The organism is Butyrivibrio sp. (genome assembly GCF_024699075.1).
In genome coordinates this window covers 24,966-41,836 of sequence record NZ_JAILQF010000340.1, presented here as the reverse complement: position 1 = coordinate 41,836, position 16,871 = coordinate 24,966, and the positions used below count along the sequence as shown (strand labels likewise).

At 41.1% G+C, this 16,871-nt stretch carries 15 protein-coding genes and 1 pseudogene; all 16 read right to left on the bottom strand.

Features of this window, described 5'->3' with window-relative positions:
* Positions 1-122 (bottom strand): annotated as a pseudogene (locus K6G87_RS13850) (translation elongation factor Ts); the annotation flags it as partial.
* Between the two features lie 33 nt (positions 123-155).
* Positions 156-890 (bottom strand): 30S ribosomal protein S2, encoded by a 735-nt coding sequence (gene rpsB, locus K6G87_RS13845; protein ID WP_296838482.1) that lies wholly within the window; start codon positions 888-890, stop codon positions 156-158.
* Between the two features lie 287 nt (positions 891-1,177).
* Positions 1,178-2,011, bottom strand: coding sequence for a hypothetical protein (locus K6G87_RS13840; RefSeq protein ID WP_296838480.1), 834 nt, complete (start codon positions 2,009-2,011; stop codon positions 1,178-1,180).
* Positions 2,012-2,087: 76 nt separating this feature from the next.
* A complete protein-coding gene (locus tag K6G87_RS13835) occupies positions 2,088-3,248 on the bottom strand; it encodes a DUF6115 domain-containing protein (RefSeq protein ID WP_296838477.1) in 1,161 nt (386 codons plus the stop codon).
* 81 nt (positions 3,249-3,329) lie between these two features.
* Complete coding sequence (locus K6G87_RS13830) at positions 3,330-4,934, bottom strand: DUF342 domain-containing protein (protein WP_296838474.1); 1,605 nt, start codon at positions 4,932-4,934, stop codon at positions 3,330-3,332.
* A gap of 53 nt (positions 4,935-4,987) precedes the next feature.
* Positions 4,988-5,758, bottom strand: coding sequence for a FliA/WhiG family RNA polymerase sigma factor (locus K6G87_RS13825; RefSeq protein ID WP_296838471.1), 771 nt, complete (start codon positions 5,756-5,758; stop codon positions 4,988-4,990).
* 78 nt (positions 5,759-5,836) lie between these two features.
* The gene (locus K6G87_RS13820; protein ID WP_296838468.1) at positions 5,837-6,346 is read right to left on the bottom strand and encodes a hypothetical protein; all 510 of its coding nucleotides are present in this window, start codon (positions 6,344-6,346) and stop codon (positions 5,837-5,839) included.
* The gene (locus K6G87_RS13815; protein WP_296838465.1) at positions 6,343-6,828 is read right to left on the bottom strand and encodes a chemotaxis protein CheD; all 486 of its coding nucleotides are present in this window, start codon (positions 6,826-6,828) and stop codon (positions 6,343-6,345) included. The genes K6G87_RS13820 and K6G87_RS13815 overlap by 4 nt, the downstream gene beginning before the upstream one ends.
* A gap of 52 nt (positions 6,829-6,880) precedes the next feature.
* A complete protein-coding gene (locus K6G87_RS13810; protein WP_296838462.1) occupies positions 6,881-7,513 on the bottom strand; it encodes a chemotaxis protein CheC in 633 nt (210 codons plus the stop codon).
* A 255-nt stretch (positions 7,514-7,768) separates the two neighbouring features.
* Positions 7,769-8,254 (bottom strand): chemotaxis protein CheW, encoded by a 486-nt coding sequence (locus tag K6G87_RS13805; protein WP_296838459.1) that lies wholly within the window; start codon positions 8,252-8,254, stop codon positions 7,769-7,771.
* Positions 8,255-8,259: 5 nt separating this feature from the next.
* Positions 8,260-10,401 carry a chemotaxis protein CheA gene (locus K6G87_RS13800; RefSeq protein ID WP_296838458.1) on the bottom strand — a complete coding sequence of 714 codons (2,142 nt, stop codon included), beginning with the start codon at positions 10,399-10,401 and terminating at the stop codon, positions 8,260-8,262.
* Positions 10,402-10,460: 59 nt separating this feature from the next.
* On the bottom strand, positions 10,461-11,552 hold the full coding sequence (locus K6G87_RS13795; protein WP_296838455.1) for a protein-glutamate methylesterase/protein-glutamine glutaminase: 1,092 nt from the start codon (positions 11,550-11,552) through the stop codon (positions 10,461-10,463).
* Positions 11,553-11,634: 82 nt separating this feature from the next.
* The gene (locus K6G87_RS13790) at positions 11,635-12,348 is read right to left on the bottom strand and encodes a flagellar brake protein (RefSeq protein WP_296838453.1); all 714 of its coding nucleotides are present in this window, start codon (positions 12,346-12,348) and stop codon (positions 11,635-11,637) included.
* 1 nt (position 12,349) lies between these two features.
* Positions 12,350-13,282 carry a MinD/ParA family protein gene (locus tag K6G87_RS13785; RefSeq protein ID WP_296838451.1) on the bottom strand — a complete coding sequence of 311 codons (933 nt, stop codon included), beginning with the start codon at positions 13,280-13,282 and terminating at the stop codon, positions 12,350-12,352.
* A 62-nt stretch (positions 13,283-13,344) separates the two neighbouring features.
* A complete protein-coding gene (gene flhF, locus K6G87_RS13780) occupies positions 13,345-14,721 on the bottom strand; it encodes a flagellar biosynthesis protein FlhF (protein WP_296838449.1) in 1,377 nt (458 codons plus the stop codon).
* Between the two features lie 77 nt (positions 14,722-14,798).
* Positions 14,799-16,856, bottom strand: a complete 2,058-nt coding sequence (flhA, locus tag K6G87_RS13775; RefSeq protein ID WP_296838448.1) for a flagellar biosynthesis protein FlhA — start codon at positions 16,854-16,856, stop codon at positions 14,799-14,801.
* Positions 16,857-16,871: the final 15 nt, after the last annotated feature.

Genomic DNA, 16,871 nt, shown 5'->3' with positions numbered 1-16,871 from the left:
AGGAATTCAACTGCTGCATCCATATCTCCATCAGAAGCAGAAAGAGCCTTTTTGCACTCCATCATTCCTGCGCCTGTTGATTCACGTAATTCTTTTACCATTGCTGCTGTAATAGCTGCCATTGTTTTATTCTCCTTCTCTCAGATAATGAAATATTATTCAGCGTCCTGCTCAGAAACTTCCTCAGCTGCCTCAACTTCGTTCTCAGCACCCTGGTTAGCTTCGATAACAGCATCTGCCATCTTACCAACAAGAAGTTTAACTGCACGGATAGCATCATCGTTACCAGGGATGATGTAATCAAGCTCTTCAGGATCGCAGTTTGTATCACAGATACCAACAAGTGTGATTCCAAGTGCGTGAGCTTCCTGGATACAGATGTGTTCCTTCTTAGGATCTACTACGAAGATAGCATCAGGAATTCTCTTCATATCGCGGATACCGCCGATATTTCTCTGAAGCTTATCAAGTTCCTTCTTAAGACCAGCAACTTCCTTCTTAGGAAGAAGTTCGAATGTTCCATCAGCCTGCATTCTTTCGATATCTTTCATGCGCTGGATTCTTGACTGGATTGTTGTGAAGTTTGTAAGCATACCGCCAAGCCATCTCTCGTTAACATAGTACATACCGCAACGAAGAGCTTCTTCCTTAACAGCATCCTGAGCCTGCTTCTTAGTTCCTACGAAAAGAACTGTACCACCCTGCTCAGCGATCTCGAAGATAGCCTTGTAAGCTTCATCAACCTTACCAACTGACTTCTGAAGATCGATAATGTGGATATTATTTCTCTCTGTGAAGATGTAAGGAGCCATTTTAGGGTTCCATCTTCTTGTCTGGTGTCCGAAGTGTACACCTGCTTCAAGTAACTGTTTCATTGTAACAACGCTCATGATATTACCTCCATTTGGTTATTCTTCCGTATATCCTTACTCATAAATCCAAGGCGGCGTTAGCACCCCGGCGAGATCAATTTCCAACTGCAATGCAGCACCCGAAAAAAGAACAGATATACGTGATTGATTTGTATTTGCAGAAATATCTGCAGGCATAAATATCCCATAGAATTTCCACAGCCCTACTAGAATAACACAAAGATAATGTGTATGCAAGGTTTTTTTAAGAAAATCCCAGTAAATACAATAGAAACGTGCGCAAAAGGCGCGCCAGAAAAAGCCCATCACCTTCCGGTGATGAGCTTTGCAATTTCCTCATATGTAGAACCTGCTGTTATATAGTAGGTTCCGGATCTTATATAACGGTCTATGCCTCTTGATACAAGATAAGCATCAAAATCGGATGCACTTTCTATAGCCCCTGCATTTTGTAAAACCTTGCAGACAGTAGCTGAATCGCTTCCTCCGGGTATCTGTACCACAACAGAATTGCCTGTGGTTGTTGTAGTTGTTTCAGTTGTATCTTCTGTATCTGACTCATCAGAAGCTGTATCCGTATCAGTATTGGCATTCGTACTTTCAGATTCAGAATTTGTATCTGTACCAGATGTACTTGATTTGGATGTACTTGTTTTGGATGTATCTGTTGTATCAGCATCATCAGATACTACAAATGCTTCACCATCTTCGACTTCGATCTCGGTGCTCTCATTTGTTGAGGCATCCTGACTTTGCTTTGACCCACTCTGCGCATCACTGGTTTTTGCAAGTACCTGTGATATCGCTTCCTGAGTTTCGTCATCTGTTTCCGAAATGCTGTCACTTGTCGAAGTGAGTTCTTCGTCGATCGTCGTAAGTGCTTCTTCTCCTTCGTCAGATACTTCGCTGCTCTCCTCCGAAGTGGAAACATCTTCCAAAGGGTACGCAGTAGCATATAACGTGACTTCGTTTTCTTCACTTTCATCAGTTTCCTCCACAGGCGTTATAAGTCCGACAGCTGAGCTGTCTGAAGCAGAATCAGACTTGCTTCCAACATCAACGCCTCCGAATATAAGAAGCGCAATAGCTCCTATAAGTAATCCTACGCCAAGTCCTCGCAAATATAATTTTAGTTTCATGCTCCCCCTTTCACGCCTTCTACATATCTTTCTGGATAAAAAAGGCTAAGGTCATAAACTTTAAATGTCTGTAAGATCAGATCTGTCTTTTTCTACGGTTCTTCTGGGAAAGTTCTATTACAAGTCCAACCTCTCCTACGCCAAGACCAAGCTCTCTTGCAATCGCAATATTGGATTTACCGGATTCATGCATCTCCATTATCTTATTGTTCTGGCGCGTCTGATCATTTGAACTTTCTTCTTCTCTTACAGATCTCTGAGCATCAGCGATAGGAATCACCTTATCAGAAGCTGAATCGGATACAGAATTAGATGCTGCAGCTGCAATAGCACGTACAGCCTCCATTTCATCTGTAAGAGCGCTGTAATCCTCTTCATTATTGTCTGTGCTTCCAAATACTCTTGCAAACTGCTGATCAAGGTCTTCACTTGACAGATGTTCAGCTGCTCCAAGGGGCGCAAATTCGGATTCGCGGCTGTCTAAATCTCCGAATATATTCTGATCAGCTCCGGGAGCTGATTTACCGGCTCTTATATCTCCAAATACTGAGTTCTGGCCCTTTTTGTTGTTTTTATCAGTAGCTGCCTTGGCCTGCTGGATACCGCTAACCGTACCGTCAAGCTCATAACCATCAATTCCGAGATTTTCAAAAAAGTTTGATGCTGCTGCATTATGAAATGAAACAGGAGGTGTAGCTGCATCATAAAAACCTGCCGGAGAGTTAGAATCCGGCGGAGCCATATTGGCAGAACCGGGATTTATACCATGAGCCATCATGCTGACTTTGGTAGCAGCTTCTCTTGCCTGCTTAGCAGTAAGTTCTGCGTCAATAACAGTCTGTCTTGCCTGTGCTTCTGTTTTGGCAGCCTCAGATACTGTAGACGTAAGATTTTTGTGCTTATCATTGAGCATGTCATACATGAACATTACTTCATCATGATTTTTATGGATATCATTCATGACAGTATCAGCATACTCACTTATGGCACTCATTTTTTCATTAGTAATACGATCAAGCCCTCTTTCTGTTTTCAAAAGAGATTCCTCGATCTTATCATCAATTTCCTGCTGAATTTTATCGTGAGATTTCTCGATAGATTTGTGGACAGCCTGCGAAACGGCCGATTCCATAGCTTTTTTGTCATCTTTCTCAAGGTCTTTGCCAACCGGCAGGACAAAGCCCAGAACTATTGCAACTACACCAAAAATGAGTAATATAACAACACCTATTCCCATCAGTCCTCCTTACCTTTGTTTATGGATACACAAAGGCATAACCCAAGTCGTTAATAAATCCATGATGCAGATAAATACTTATCAGTCCAAAGGAGCGACCCTTACGTCTCCCTCTTTTTCTATAAATTTACTAAATTTGACCGGTTTACTTACTGTCATTGACAATTCCCCAATTGTAATAACAGTTCCTGCATTGCATATGCCATTAACACTTACATATGCATCATGCGTATCAGATAATTTATCCTGAAGTTCCATCAGATTTTCTGATTTATCATTAATATCATTTTCCAGCTGAGCTTTCATAGCCATAAGCTTCTTGGCATAGGCTGCCTGATCTGCTGAAAGCTGAATGCCTGCCTTAAGCTTTTTGACAATTCCCTCAACTGTAGGCTTTATCTGCTGAAGACTCTTATTGGCTTCGCCAATGCTCTTCATAAGGTCGCGGATCCTTGCTTTAAGCGTGGGATCAACTCCAACGTCAACTCTTGTGGTGGTTCCCATTTCACCGCCAATAGTAATAACGCATACTTTCTCGCCCGCAACAACGTGCCCGCCAACTATAAAGCCCTTATTACCTGTAACATTAACTTCCGTACCCGCCTGCACATTAGAATGCAGGATAGATTCAGCATTAACGCTTCCTCCGGCAACAACCTGAGCATTTTCTATGAATTTGGTGACTATATTACCGCCGGCTTTTATAAGACCTCCGCCAGCTCCGTTAACACCTCTTTCCATGATTATGTCAGCGCCTGCTTCAAGCACCGCACCTTCAATAGTGCCTTTAACCTCTATATTTCCTCCGGCTTTTGCACTAAATCCGGAAGCTATATTACCGGCCACAGCAATACTTCCTTCATAATCAATATTACCTGTAGCAACGTCAATATTCTTAAGATTCAAAACATTGGATACAACAACCTTACCTTCCTGAAGAGACACATGCCCTGATGTTTCGGCAGTAAGCGTAAGCTTATCTTCAGAAATCTTTACATTTTTGCCATAATGAAGGCTCTTAACCTTTACAGCCTTCGGTTTAACCTGATTGCCATAAACACTTGTTCCATAATCACCCATATCAGCAGGTGTAAGTACAGCAAGAAGGTCTCCCTCTGTGCAGTGATTTATGATATTCAGGTTATGATAATCAACTGACCCGTCAGCATTAAGAGTAGGATGAGGTCTTTTGCTGACTCCGAATTTATAATCTATAACAGCATCGCTGCCATCTCTTGGAAGCTTTCCCCTGGCAATTACGATGTCTTTACAATATTCTCTTTTGGCAAAAAAACTATCAATAATATCCTTGTCAACGCCAAACCTGATCTTTTTAAGCACCAGGTCTCCTACAACTTCCTTGGAATCAGTAAGCTGACCGTTTTCTCCGCCAGCGATGTTCTCAGAAGGAGGAAAAAAACGAAGCGATACGGACATCTGATCATCAGCTATAGTCATTAAATACTGTTCCCTTACAGGATTAGCCTTGTTCTGAGTGAAATAGACAGGCTCACCGCCCATCTTTTTCACTGCTTCATTAACAGCAATAATGTCATAGCCGATTCTGTTCCTATCAAGATATTCAGTTATTTCGCCGGTGGTGATATCAGGATCTCCATCTGTAGCTTCAAATACCTTAACAGCTGTTCCGGCTTTTCCAATAACAAGCTGAAAATATCCGTTCATTTTCGCTCCATCATTACCCGTATTTATGCTCTGACTGTAACATGAATAGGTATCTATACTCTGTCTGTGAGAATACCCATGTATTTGCCCATCTTACCGCGCATCTTTTGGAGCGCTCTTGTATGAAGCTGGGATACACGTGATTCCGAAACCTCTAAGATATTACTGATTTCTTTTAAGGTAAGCTCCTCATAGTAATACAAAAGTATTACCTTGCGCTCTTTTTCTGTAAGAAGTTCAAGGGCTTCTCCAAGCATCTTCTTAAGCTCAGCCTTCTCTATAACCTCTTCAGGCTTTTCAAATCTGGCACCATGATTTCGGTCTTCCGGCACATCAGATCCCTGCTCCATAAACTCATTTAAAGAGATGACACCCGTAACCTTCATCTGGCTCTGCCAGTTAAGATACTCTTCCTCGGAGATATTCATCTTCTTCGCGATCTCGGCATCTGTGGCAACATGACCACTTTCAGCCTCGACTTCCTTGATCGCAATATCGATCTTCTTCTGGCGATCACGAATAGTACGCGGAATCCAGTCCATCTTCCTTATCTGGTCAAGGATGGCGCCACGTATACGAAGTGATGCATAGGTCTCAAATTTGACATCCTTAAGTGTATCGAACTTGTCTATCGCATCAATAAGACCGAAGATGCCATATCCAACAAGGTCGTCATATTCGACATTAAAACCCAGATACATAGAAAGTCTGCCTGCAACAAGCTTTACAAGCGGAGCGTATTCCAGTATCAGTTTTTCTCTTATCTCGGGAAGTTTAGAGTTTTCATATTCTTTCCATAACTTGATTCTTGCTGCTTCATCCATGTAGAGCTTACCCCCATGTTCTAGTATTTAAAGCACTCGATTATATATGTAAAAAGAAATATTTCTATAGAAAATATACTAGAAAAACAAATCCTCTTCTTGCTTTGCAGCAGCTTTTGCCTGAGCAATAAGCTCTTCAGCCTCACGTCTTGCTTTCTCCTCATCCAAAAGACGTTCCTGTTCAAGCCTTTTATCAATCCACTGCTTAACGGCCTCTTCTTCATATTTTTCTATCATATTTTGAAGAATGGACCCAAACAAAAGGAAAAGAACTGTAGTCGTACATACTACAATAAACCATCTGCTGGTCGGCATACCGTCAAAATAAGTAAAAACAGCAATGACAGCCGTTCCAAGTAGAGTCACAAATGGTGCAATAAGCTTTGTTTTAGGATCAATCAAAACCTTGTAATTAACTTTTATGATCTCATTTTTATTTTTTGCTTTTTCATTTTTACGGATGGCTCTGACAATGTTTTCAACCCGGGGATCTTTCCACATTTCGGGATGAACATCGTTTTCTTCCTTGTCAGAAGCATTTTCTAAATTCTCTTCATCCTGAACTTCCATGTTATCATCATCGCTCATATGATTTTCTCCGGCTTGCCTACAGCTTTGATAACATAATCTCCCGTCTCAGGATAAAAAATAACAGTTCGTCCGAAATTAAGGCCCGTATCCTGAGAAAGTACTTTGATATTAAGTTCCTTAAGAGCTTTTAGAGAAGCCTCAACATTACGATCGCCAACACGCATACTGGGACTTGACGACTGGAATGCAAACATAGTAGCGCCGCCAGCAATCTTGGCTACCATCCTGCTTTTAGATGCGCCAAGAGCTTCCATGCGCTTTACAAGCTCTCTAATTCCGGTATCTGCAAATTTAGGAATGTTATTATTATTCCTGATCTCTGTAGAATCCGGGAGCATTATATGAGCAAGACCTCCTATCTTGGTTACAGGATCTCTTATTGCTATACCGCAACAAGAGCCTAGACCAAGTGTAGTAATCCCATCCGGGGCCTTGCAGGTATTTAAATCTGCCATCCCTACTTTTATAATTTCAGACATGAATTATCCTCATCAGCTGTAAAATATAAAAACAAACGAGACAAAAAATTTATCAGTCAAACATAGAGACATCAATACCAAGGGAGCCGAGAATCTTCTTATAACCTTCAATATCAGGTAAAAGAATAAAATAACCGCTTATCTGAACATCGTCAGTAAAACGATTCTCTATCAGAAGAAGTTTATCGCCCATAAGACCGAATTCAATTGCCGGAACGGAAAGGATTGCTCCTGCCATATCAACAGCAACGTATGGAACTGAAGGGATCATCTTCAAATTAGTCATTGTTGCAAGAGAATTAAGATAAGAACCGGTAATGATATTACCAATTTCTTTTAATGCAGAAAGTTCCATTTCATCAAACTCTGCATCTTCAGGTTTATCCTGCATTATAAGCTTATTAGCAAGATACCTGGCTTCTTTCTGGCCGGTAAGGAACATGATAGAACCGTCAACATCTCCTTCCATACGAAGATAAATGCCGGCCATGATCTGATCCGCACCACCCATACAATCGCCAACATCCTTAAATTCAAGGAGTCTTACACTGGGAACTGACATATCAACCTTAGCACCAAGCATCTGTGCAAGTGCTGTAGTAGCATTACCTGCTCCGATATTACCAAGTTCCTTTAGTACATCATAATACTGCTCGGAAAGAGCATCCAGACTTAAATCCGCCAAATCATATCCTCCTGATCTGAAACAATCCCTGAAAGGAACAAAAAAGCGACTCTTTGTACAAGTACTCAGTTACAGGATGTAACTGTACATGTTTAGAAATACATGGATGTATTTCTATGTACGCGGTTACAGGATGTAACCGTACATGTTTGGAATTACATGGATGTAATTCCATGTACTACTAAAGAGAGAAGGTGTTAAAACTTTCTCTCTTTAATAGTATCACATTTTCAATTTAATTTTAATATTATATCGTTATTCTTTCTTTTCTTTTGCAGTTTCAGGATCAAGTGCTGTAAGGTCAAGTATTGATACGAGTCCGCCCTCATACTTACCAACGCCTGATATAAACTTGCCGTTGCTCTTCTTTGTCTTTTCATCAAAGGAGAGCTTATCAATATTAGCGGCACCAATATTAAGTACCTGATTGACCTGATCTACAATAATTCCAAGAAGTTCACCTTCATCGCCGATCTTAAGGATAATGATACGGCTCTTGTTGGTGATGACATCCTCTTCCATTCCCATAAGAACACGAATGCTCATTACAGGAACGATAACGCCTCGAATATTCAAAACGCCCTTAAAATAGTCATCAACCTTAGGAACTCTTGTGATATTCTGCATCCTTACAATATTATCGATATACTTGATATCGATTCCATACTGCTCGTCAGCAAGCTTGATGATAATATATTGAATTATTTCTCCAATATCCTGTGTATCTCTGAGTGCATCCATTATTATTATCCTCCAATCTGATTGGTATCAAGAATGAGTGCAATTTCTCCATCACCAAGGATTGTAGCGCCACTGATGAATTTGCACTTCGTCATATATTTACCAAGAGGCTTGATAACGATTTCCAGCTGACCTTCAAGTTTGTCGATAACAAGACCAACCTGCTGATCGCCACGTTTGGTTATAACAACGATCATGTCCTCGTTAGGATCATTGGTTGACTTATTTTCAAGAACTTCGTTCATTCTGATAAGTCTTGTTACGCTGCCACGAAGATTGATAACCTCTTTATTGGATACAAACTTGATATCCGATACAGGAACATTTTCAATGGACTGAATGGAATCAAGCGGAATAGCATATTTCTCACCGCCGACTTCAACCATGAGACCCTGAATAATAGCAAGAGTCAGAGGAAGTCTTATGATCCATGTAGATCCTTCGCCAAGCTTTGTATTAACTGTAACAGTACCTGAAAGGGATTCAACCTTACTCTTAACAACATCAAGACCAACGCCTCTTCCTGAGATTTCAGATACCTGCTTAGCAGTTGAGAATCCAGGATGGAAAAGAAGTTCTACAGCCTGCTGTTCTGTAAGAACGTCAGCTTCTTCTCTTGTCATGATGCCCTTTTCTACAGCCTTATTTCTGACTATGTTAGCATCAATACCGTTACCATCATCACCAACCTCGATGACAACTGAGTTACCATCCTGATAAGCATGAAGGAAAATCTGTCCTGTCTCATCCTTACCACGTGAAAGTCTTGTCTCAGAATCTTCGATACCGTGATCAGCACTGTTTCTTAACAGATGCATCAAAGGATCACCGATCTCATCAACAACGGTACGGTCCATTTCTGTCTCTTCACCAGTCATTGTAAGTTCCATCTTCTTGCCAAGAGACTTTGTAAGATCTCTGATCATACGAGGGAATTTCTGAAGTACTGATTCAATAGGAACCATTCGTACTTTCATGACTGATTCGTGAAGATTGGTTGTTACTGATTCAAGATATTCTATCTGTTCAGTAACATTACTATTTTGTATTCCGGCTGATTCAGTAGCTGATATCAGCGAATTCTTAGCGATGATAAGCTCTGATACCTGGTTCATAAGTGAATCAAGTTTTTCTGTATCAACACGGATTGTTCTTGATACAACAGGCTTTCCTGCCGGTTTCTTGGCATCTGCAGCTTTAGCAGGAGCTGGTGCTGCTTTTGCAGGAGCGGGTGCTGGAGCTGCTGCTTTTGCAGGAGCCGGTGCAGGTGCTGCAGGAGCAGGTGCAGGAGCCGGTGCTGCTTCAGCTGCAGGCTGAGCGGGTGTTGCTACAGGAGCATCAGGATCATATTCGCCAATCTCTACTGATTCTATCTCAGATACATTCTTGGCTATCTCTGCAACCTTCTCTGCATCATCAGTATCAGTAAGTACGATCAAAGAGAATGTAAAATCGAACTTTTCATCCTCTATATCCTGATTGCTTGGATCTGAAGCAACAACTTCACCTATATCTTCCAGACCTTTTACAACAAGAAAAGCTCTGGCAGCCTTTAAAAGACAAGTATCCTGTATCTTAACTGTAAGGCCAAATGCCTTACGGCTATCTGCAATACCTTTTTTGATAGTATCTTTAGTAGCATCATCCATAGGGATCAAATGCCAGTCGCCATGAGGAACAGCATCAGCTTTAGCTTCCTGTGCAGGTGCTGCTTCTGCCGCTGCGGGCTGAGCAGCAGGTGCTGCTTCTGCACTTCCACCAGCTTTTCCGGCACGAATATCTGCAAGAGCCTGTATAAGGTCTGCATTTTCTTCTGTACCTTCATCCTGTGAAGACTCGATATTATCAACATATTCCTGAACCGCATCCAGACACTTAAACAAAGTATCTGTCATATGGGTATCAACTTTTAATGTGCCATTACGCACATCAGAAAATACGTCTTCCATGTCGTGAGTAAGCTGCTGCATGCGCTTATAGCCCATGGTGCCTGCCATACCCTTCATGGAATGCGCCGCACGGAATATCTCGTTGACACAGTCCTCGTTTGTAGGATCATCTTCCAGAGTCATAATAGCGTCGTTCAGAGTCTGGATATGTTCCTTAGCTTCATCAAGAAACACGCCTAGATATTGGGAAGTATCCATTTTATTTTACCCTCCTTGAAGAGTTAACCCATGAATGAAGGCGCCGTTTCTTGTGACATTTATACCCCGGATACACCTACATTCATTACTATTTCCTGTGCAATCTTATCCAGCGATACTACCTGATTGGACAATCCGGCAGTTGCTACAGCTCTTGGCATTCCATAAACTGTACAGGATTCTTCATCCTGGGAGATAACATGCACTTTTTTACTTGCTTTAAGGTTCTTGATTCCTTCAGTTCCATCAGCTCCCATGCCTGTCATTACGACGCATACAACTTCATCATAGGATGAATTGGCAAGCGATTCGTACATGAAGTTGGCACTTGGCTTAACACCTTCTCTTGTCGGTCCGTCTTTAAAATGGATGACAAATTTACCGGAAGGATTTTTCTCAATATGCATATGTATACCGCCTTTAGCGATATAAACGGTTCCTCTTGTAAGTTCATCACCCTCTGCTGCTTCCTTGACATGAATCTCTGAAAGAGAATCAAGACGGGTTGCAAGTGATGCTGTGAAACCGACCGGCATATGCTGCACCAGTACAACAGGTGCTTTGAGATTTTTTGGAAGCTTTGGTATTACCGCCTGAAGAGCTCTGGGACCGCCAGTAGATGAAGCAATAGCGACGATCTTGTTGCCGGTAATGCTGGCTGTACTTTTCTGAACAGCCTGTATTATCTGCTTATCAATCTTTTTATCGGCGGGTTTTTCAGTTTTATTAACACTTACAATTGTAGGAAGCTTTGAAATGCTGACACTCCAAAGAGTTGTAAGGAATTCCTTGGTAAAATCCTCGCCTTTGCAGGCAGATGCTCTGTCAGGTTTGTGAACGAAGTCTATAGCTCCAAGATCCAGAGAGTCCAGTGTGACCTTAGCACCTTCAACTGTATCTGTGCTGGCCATCATAGTGCGTATTCTGATCTTTTCTTCGTTCAATTTCTGAAGAAGCTCTATACCATTCATCTTAGGCATGTTAACATCAAGAACCATGACATCATATGAATTGGACTTCTTCAGCATTTCAAGTGCTTCAGCGCCATCTCTGGCAGTAGCTTCCACATGAAACTTTGAATCTGAATTAATGATATCACTGAGTACGCTTCTCATAAGTGCAGAGTCATCAACCAAGAAAATTTTTTTCATATTTACGCCTACTTTCTATCTTATTATCGTTTATACTATAGTGTCTGTTCCTTATAATATCTTTGGTTAACTGTATTTAAGTTCAAGTTCTTCGCATCATTTTCCTTTCTTCTTCAAAGATATAGTGGATTATATCTTCGCGGTCATCTTCATCTATATTGGTATACTTAACGCGGTGTTCAAAGCTTCCCTGCTTGGCTTCAAGTTCTCTTGTCTTAAGTATCTGCCCGATGATCCTGTATTCCTTAAGATTTCCTCTTTGAGGAAGCTTATAGTAGATATATATCCTGGAATTTTCATCAAGTCTTAAAGGAGCTATGAATCTTATACCGCCTCCGCTTATATCGACTATCGTCCCTTTATTCATCGGTTCATCATAATCAAGTGCAAAGAAAGGATTATCTCTTATTGTTAATTCTTCATCCTCAGTAAGATTTCTGAATTTAAAACTGATAGCACAGCTAAATCTGTAATATTCTCTTCTCTGCAGCTTTGAAAGGGGACTTGTAAGCTCAATAGTAAGAATATACATATTGTTGGACCGGTATCTGTCAGCGACTCTTCCGCTACTTTGGAACAAGCCCTTATCAGAATAAAAGACTATGTTATAAGTGCCATCTACAGGAAGGAGCTGAAGCTGCCCTTTTTCCATCGGCATCATCACATCGATCTTTTCTTCAGACAGGATGTCGTATATCTTGCTTGCATACGATTTCCTGTCACCACTATTTATATACCCTGTCGAAAAAGGCTGCAGTTCTATTCTGTTTCCAGGTATTATGTAATCAGATAGCATGTCATCCTTTCGTGCCGCCTACGGCCTCAGCTGTGGTAGATTCTAATTTTCTGCTCTTAATAATATGCGAGAAAAAAGCTGCCATTCCTCTTGGCTGTATCTCTGGCTCACCACCTTGTTCGCCTGTAAGTTTTCTAGCAATGCTCTCAAACGATCTGACCGATTTAGCATTCGGAAAAGCAATCGACACCGGCGATTGCTGCATTACAGCATTAGATAGCTGCTGATCCTGCGGAATCGAGCCAAGATAAGTAAGAGGTAGCTTTAAATATCTTGTAGAAACAGCGCTGAGCTTATGATACAGCTGTTCGCCTTCCGCATCGGAACTTACTCTGTTCGAGACTGTTTTAATTACAGTATCTTCCCTGCTAAATCTGGGATGATGATTAAGCGCTTTAAGAAGTGAATAAGAATCAGTTATCGAAGTCGGTTCAGGCGTTGTCACAAGTATGATCTCGCCACTTGCTACAAGAAATTCCAAAACGGCATCCGAAATACCCGCTCCTGTATCCACAATTATTGTATCGGCTATTGCATCGAGTTCCGCAAGATTAACAATTATATAAACAAGATAATCTCTCGAAAGATTATACATGCCGGAAATGCCGGAACCGCCAGAAATAAAGCCTACGCCCATAGGTCCCCAGGTAATAACTTCTTTAATATTTTTGCCCTGATATATAAGATCGCACAGATTATGTTTGGGAACTGTACCAAACATGATCTCAATATTGGCAAGTCCGAAGTCGGCATCAAGGATTATGACCCTCTGGCCCATCTTACGAAACTGTATCGCCAGATTTATAGCTACATTGCTCTTACCAACACCGCCCTTACCGCTTGTAACAGTAATAACTCTTGCAAGAGGTCTGTTGGGCCTTGAAGAATTCGCATTCTTAATAATATTTCTAAGCTGAGTTGCCTGATCCTGCATACATTATCCCCCGGCTACTGCTTTCGGCCTTATCAATAAGTCCTTCATCAAACATTAAGCAATTATTTTTTTCCTCCCAGAAGGTTCTTGACTACCCTCTGCGCATCAAATACGGCGATATCATCCGGAACATTCTGGCCATTAGTAATGTAAGACATCGGAGCACCGGTATGAAGCTTTATATTATAAAGATTGCCGACCGCATTAGTTTCATCCATCTTGGTGAAAATAAGCTTGTAGTCAAAATCTTCCTTATAATTGTCCACTATCTCAAGAAGATCTCTGTATTTGGTAGATGCACTCATAACAAGGAAAGTATCCGTATCCATTTTTTCCTTTAAAGTCTCTACGTATTTGCCGACTTCATCCTTTTGTTCCTCATTGTGAATAGAATGACCGGCAGTATCTACCATGATATAATCCATATCTTCAAAATCATCTGCCGCCTTCTTGATATCTTCCACAGAATAGATAACCCTGAAAGGTATCTCAAGAATTGAAGCATAAGTTCTAAGCTGCTCAGCTGCAGCGATCCTGTAAGTATCAACTGTTATAAGCGCAACCTTTTTGTGCTGAACTACAGAAAGATTGGAAGCAAGCTTTGCAATAGTAGTTGTCTTACCAACGCCTGTAGGTCCTATGAATATTTCAGCTTTTACACCATTTTCAGAAGGTGTTATCTCTTCGGACTTACCGAATTTGAGGATCATCTTCTGATACACATTACTAAGAAAGTATTCAAGAGGTATACCCGGCTTTGCAAATCTCTCGACTTCATCAGTCAGCTCATTGACATAGCGCTCGTCTACTTCGTTTTCTATCATTGTGTTATATAGGAGTTTGATAAAAGATAAAGTCTCTTCCGGAATTGTATCGTCCTTTGCGCGGATTTCTGAATCATTTTTGGAATCAGCAGAAGCTTTTGGAGCTTGCTCATCTTTTTGCGGACGCACAATATTTTTTTCAAGAAGAGAATGAAGAGAATCCAGCTTTTCTTCGATAACAGAATTAGAAGAAGGGACTGTGACACCCGGCCTTTCAAGAACAACCGAAGAAGCCGTAGCATTCTCTGCAGCTACAGCATTAGTAGCAGAAAGCTTCCCGGACGAACCGGCGGATACCTTCAAAGGTGGAAGCACTCCTGACTGGGACGCCTTGATAAGCTTCTTGCCAAGATCAGAAGCTTCATCAGCTTTCTTATTATCATTGTCCTGTTCAGAAGGTGAAAGACTCTTTTTAGGGCGCACGATCTTATCAGAAAGATCAGGCTCTTCTTCTAAAGCTACCGTCACCTCTGTCTTTGGTTTTTGAAGGAAAGACCAAAAGCCAACCTTGCGTACAGGTCTTACATTCATCACGACAATGCCCATGCCGAGCTCTTCTCTAGCCTGCTCTGTGGCATCTTCTTCTGTTTTACCGACAAACTTCTTAATTATCATAGGCCTTCTTTCCAATACTAAATTCTTATTGAAGGATTTTTTTATAAATCAACCTGCCTTTAGTTCTTAAATTCAAGTTATGCCGTAACCATGCCAACCGATTGAAGCTCAACGTCGCTTTCCACTTCATTGTAGGAAATAACAATCAGGTCTTTGTAGGTCTCTTCTGTCATTTTCTTAAAATACATTCTTACAATTGGAGAAGTCATTACTATAGGACTTCTGCCGTTGTCTTCAAGCTTTTTGGCCTGAGTGACAACACTCTTTAAGATAGCTCTGGTCCTTTCAGGATCAAGAGTAAGATAAGCACCGGTCTCAGTCTGCTTGACAGAACCCATGATCTCCTGCTCCACCTTAGGATCAAGCGTAACAACGCTCGTCGTCTCTCCGGATATAAAGTACTTGTTGGATATAGCGCGCTTAAGGCTCTGCCTTACATATTCAGTCAGTATATCCGTATCATGCGTACTAGGCGCATAATCCGCAAGAGTTTCAAATATAGTAACAAGATCTCTTATTGATATACCCTCTGACAAAAGATTCTGAAGAACCTTTTCAATCTCACCAAGACTCATAAGCTTGGGAACAAGCTCATCTACAAGAGCAGCATTGTTTTCCTTAAGATTGTTAACAAGGTTCTGAACATCCTGTCTTGTAAGAAGTTCAGCTATATGCTCTCTTATAACCTCTGTCAAATGAGTTGCTATTATGGAAGGCGGATCAACAACTGTATAGCCCATAGACTCCGCGCGTTCTCTCTGACTTTCGGTTATCCATATAGCGGGCAGGTGGAAGGAAGGCTCAAATGTAGGAATACCTGTGATCTCTTCCTCAACATGTCCCGGATTCATGGCCATATAATGGTCAAAAAGAATCTCGCCTTCACTGATCTGTATACCTTTTATTTTAATAATATACTGATTAGGATTGAGCTGGATATTATCACGAAGACGTATAATAGGAACAACCGTACCAAGTTCAAGTGCTATCTGACGCCTAATCATAACAACTCGGTCAAGAAGGTCACCTCCCTGATTGATATCAGCAAGGGGGATTATTCCATATCCAAACTCAAGCTCTATAGGATCAACCTGAAGAAGTGAATTAACATTTTCAGGCTGTCTTATCTCTTCAGCCTGAGCTTCTTCTGCTTCTTCAACAGTTTCTTCAGTAGCTGCTTCTTCTACTCTTTGCTGCATCATTCTGCCGCCAACTATATACAAAGCGCCAATTGCAACATATATAACAGGCGGAAGTGGTGAAAAGAGTCCTAGGAAAGCAATAACTGCGCCAACCAGATACATAACCTTGGGAAGGCCAAATACCTGATTGATAAGAGTATGACCAAAGTCAGATTCGCCGGCGCCCTTAGTTACAAGAACACCTGTTGCAAGTGACGTACAAAGTGAAGGAATTGAAGATACAAGGCCATCACCAATTGTAAGGATAGTGTACTTATCAACAGCTTCATTAAGAGCAAGGCTTTGACGAAGGACACCCATCATAATACCACCAACAATATTTACGACTGTGATAATAAGACCGGCTGTGGCATCTCCCTTTACATACTTGGAAGCACCATCCATGTTACCAAAGAATGTGGCTTCCTTCTGAATATGATCACGTCTGTTTTTGGCTTCTTTATCATCTATTACACCGGTATTAAGATCGGCATCAATAGCCATCTGCTTACCAGGCATAGCATCAAGTGTAAATCTTGCAGTTACTTCAGATACACGTTCAGAACCTTTGTTGATTACAACGAACTGAACTATTACAAGGATAATATATACGATAATACCGATAATAAGGTCACCGCCACCAACGAATTCACCAAATACCTCAATAACCTTACCAGGATCACCTGTTGTAAGAATAAGTCTTGTAGATGAAACGTTGAGAGCGATTCTAAAAACTGTGGTACATAGAAGCATTGTAGGATAAAAGCTCATATCCAGAGCTTCCTTAACATACATTGCGTTAAACAAAATTGCAAAAGCCATAGAAAGGTCAAATGCAAGAAGTATATCCATTAAAAATGCCGGGATAGGGATGATGAGCATAATAAGCGCAGCAACTACATACAGCGCTACACCGTAATCAAAAACAAGCTCAGTAATCTTCTTACGATTCATAAGCATCCCCCTTTC

What these genes read in the sequence shown, in the direction of transcription:
- flhF (WP_296838449.1), bottom strand. Translation starts at nt 14,721, where the DNA reads ATGATAATTAAGAAGTTTGTCGGTAAAACAGAAGAAGATGCCACAGAG.
- K6G87_RS13805 (WP_296838459.1), bottom strand. Translation starts at nt 8,254, where the DNA reads ATGGATGCACTCAGAGATACACAGGATATTGGAGAAATAATTCAATAT.
- K6G87_RS13790 (WP_296838453.1), bottom strand. Translation starts at nt 12,348, where the DNA reads ATGCTATCTGATTACATAATACCTGGAAACAGAATAGAACTGCAGCCT.
- K6G87_RS13820 (WP_296838468.1), bottom strand. Translation starts at nt 6,346, where the DNA reads ATGAGCGATGATGATAACATGGAAGTTCAGGATGAAGAGAATTTAGAA.
- K6G87_RS13830 (WP_296838474.1), bottom strand. Translation starts at nt 4,934, where the DNA reads ATGAACGGATATTTTCAGCTTGTTATTGGAAAAGCCGGAACAGCTGTT.
- K6G87_RS13825 (WP_296838471.1), bottom strand. Translation starts at nt 5,758, where the DNA reads ATGGATGAAGCAGCAAGAATCAAGTTATGGAAAGAATATGAAAACTCT.
- flhA (WP_296838448.1), bottom strand. Translation starts at nt 16,856, where the DNA reads ATGAATCGTAAGAAGATTACTGAGCTTGTTTTTGATTACGGTGTAGCG.
- K6G87_RS13840 (WP_296838480.1), bottom strand. Translation starts at nt 2,011, where the DNA reads ATGAAACTAAAATTATATTTGCGAGGACTTGGCGTAGGATTACTTATA.
- K6G87_RS13795 (WP_296838455.1), bottom strand. Translation starts at nt 11,552, where the DNA reads ATGAAAAAAATTTTCTTGGTTGATGACTCTGCACTTATGAGAAGCGTA.
- rpsB (WP_296838482.1), bottom strand. Translation starts at nt 890, where the DNA reads ATGAGCGTTGTTACAATGAAACAGTTACTTGAAGCAGGTGTACACTTC.
- K6G87_RS13815 (WP_296838465.1), bottom strand. Translation starts at nt 6,828, where the DNA reads ATGTCTGAAATTATAAAAGTAGGGATGGCAGATTTAAATACCTGCAAG.
- K6G87_RS13835 (WP_296838477.1), bottom strand. Translation starts at nt 3,248, where the DNA reads ATGGGAATAGGTGTTGTTATATTACTCATTTTTGGTGTAGTTGCAATA.
- K6G87_RS13800 (WP_296838458.1), bottom strand. Translation starts at nt 10,401, where the DNA reads ATGGATACTTCCCAATATCTAGGCGTGTTTCTTGATGAAGCTAAGGAA.
- K6G87_RS13785 (WP_296838451.1), bottom strand. Translation starts at nt 13,282, where the DNA reads ATGCAGGATCAGGCAACTCAGCTTAGAAATATTATTAAGAATGCGAAT.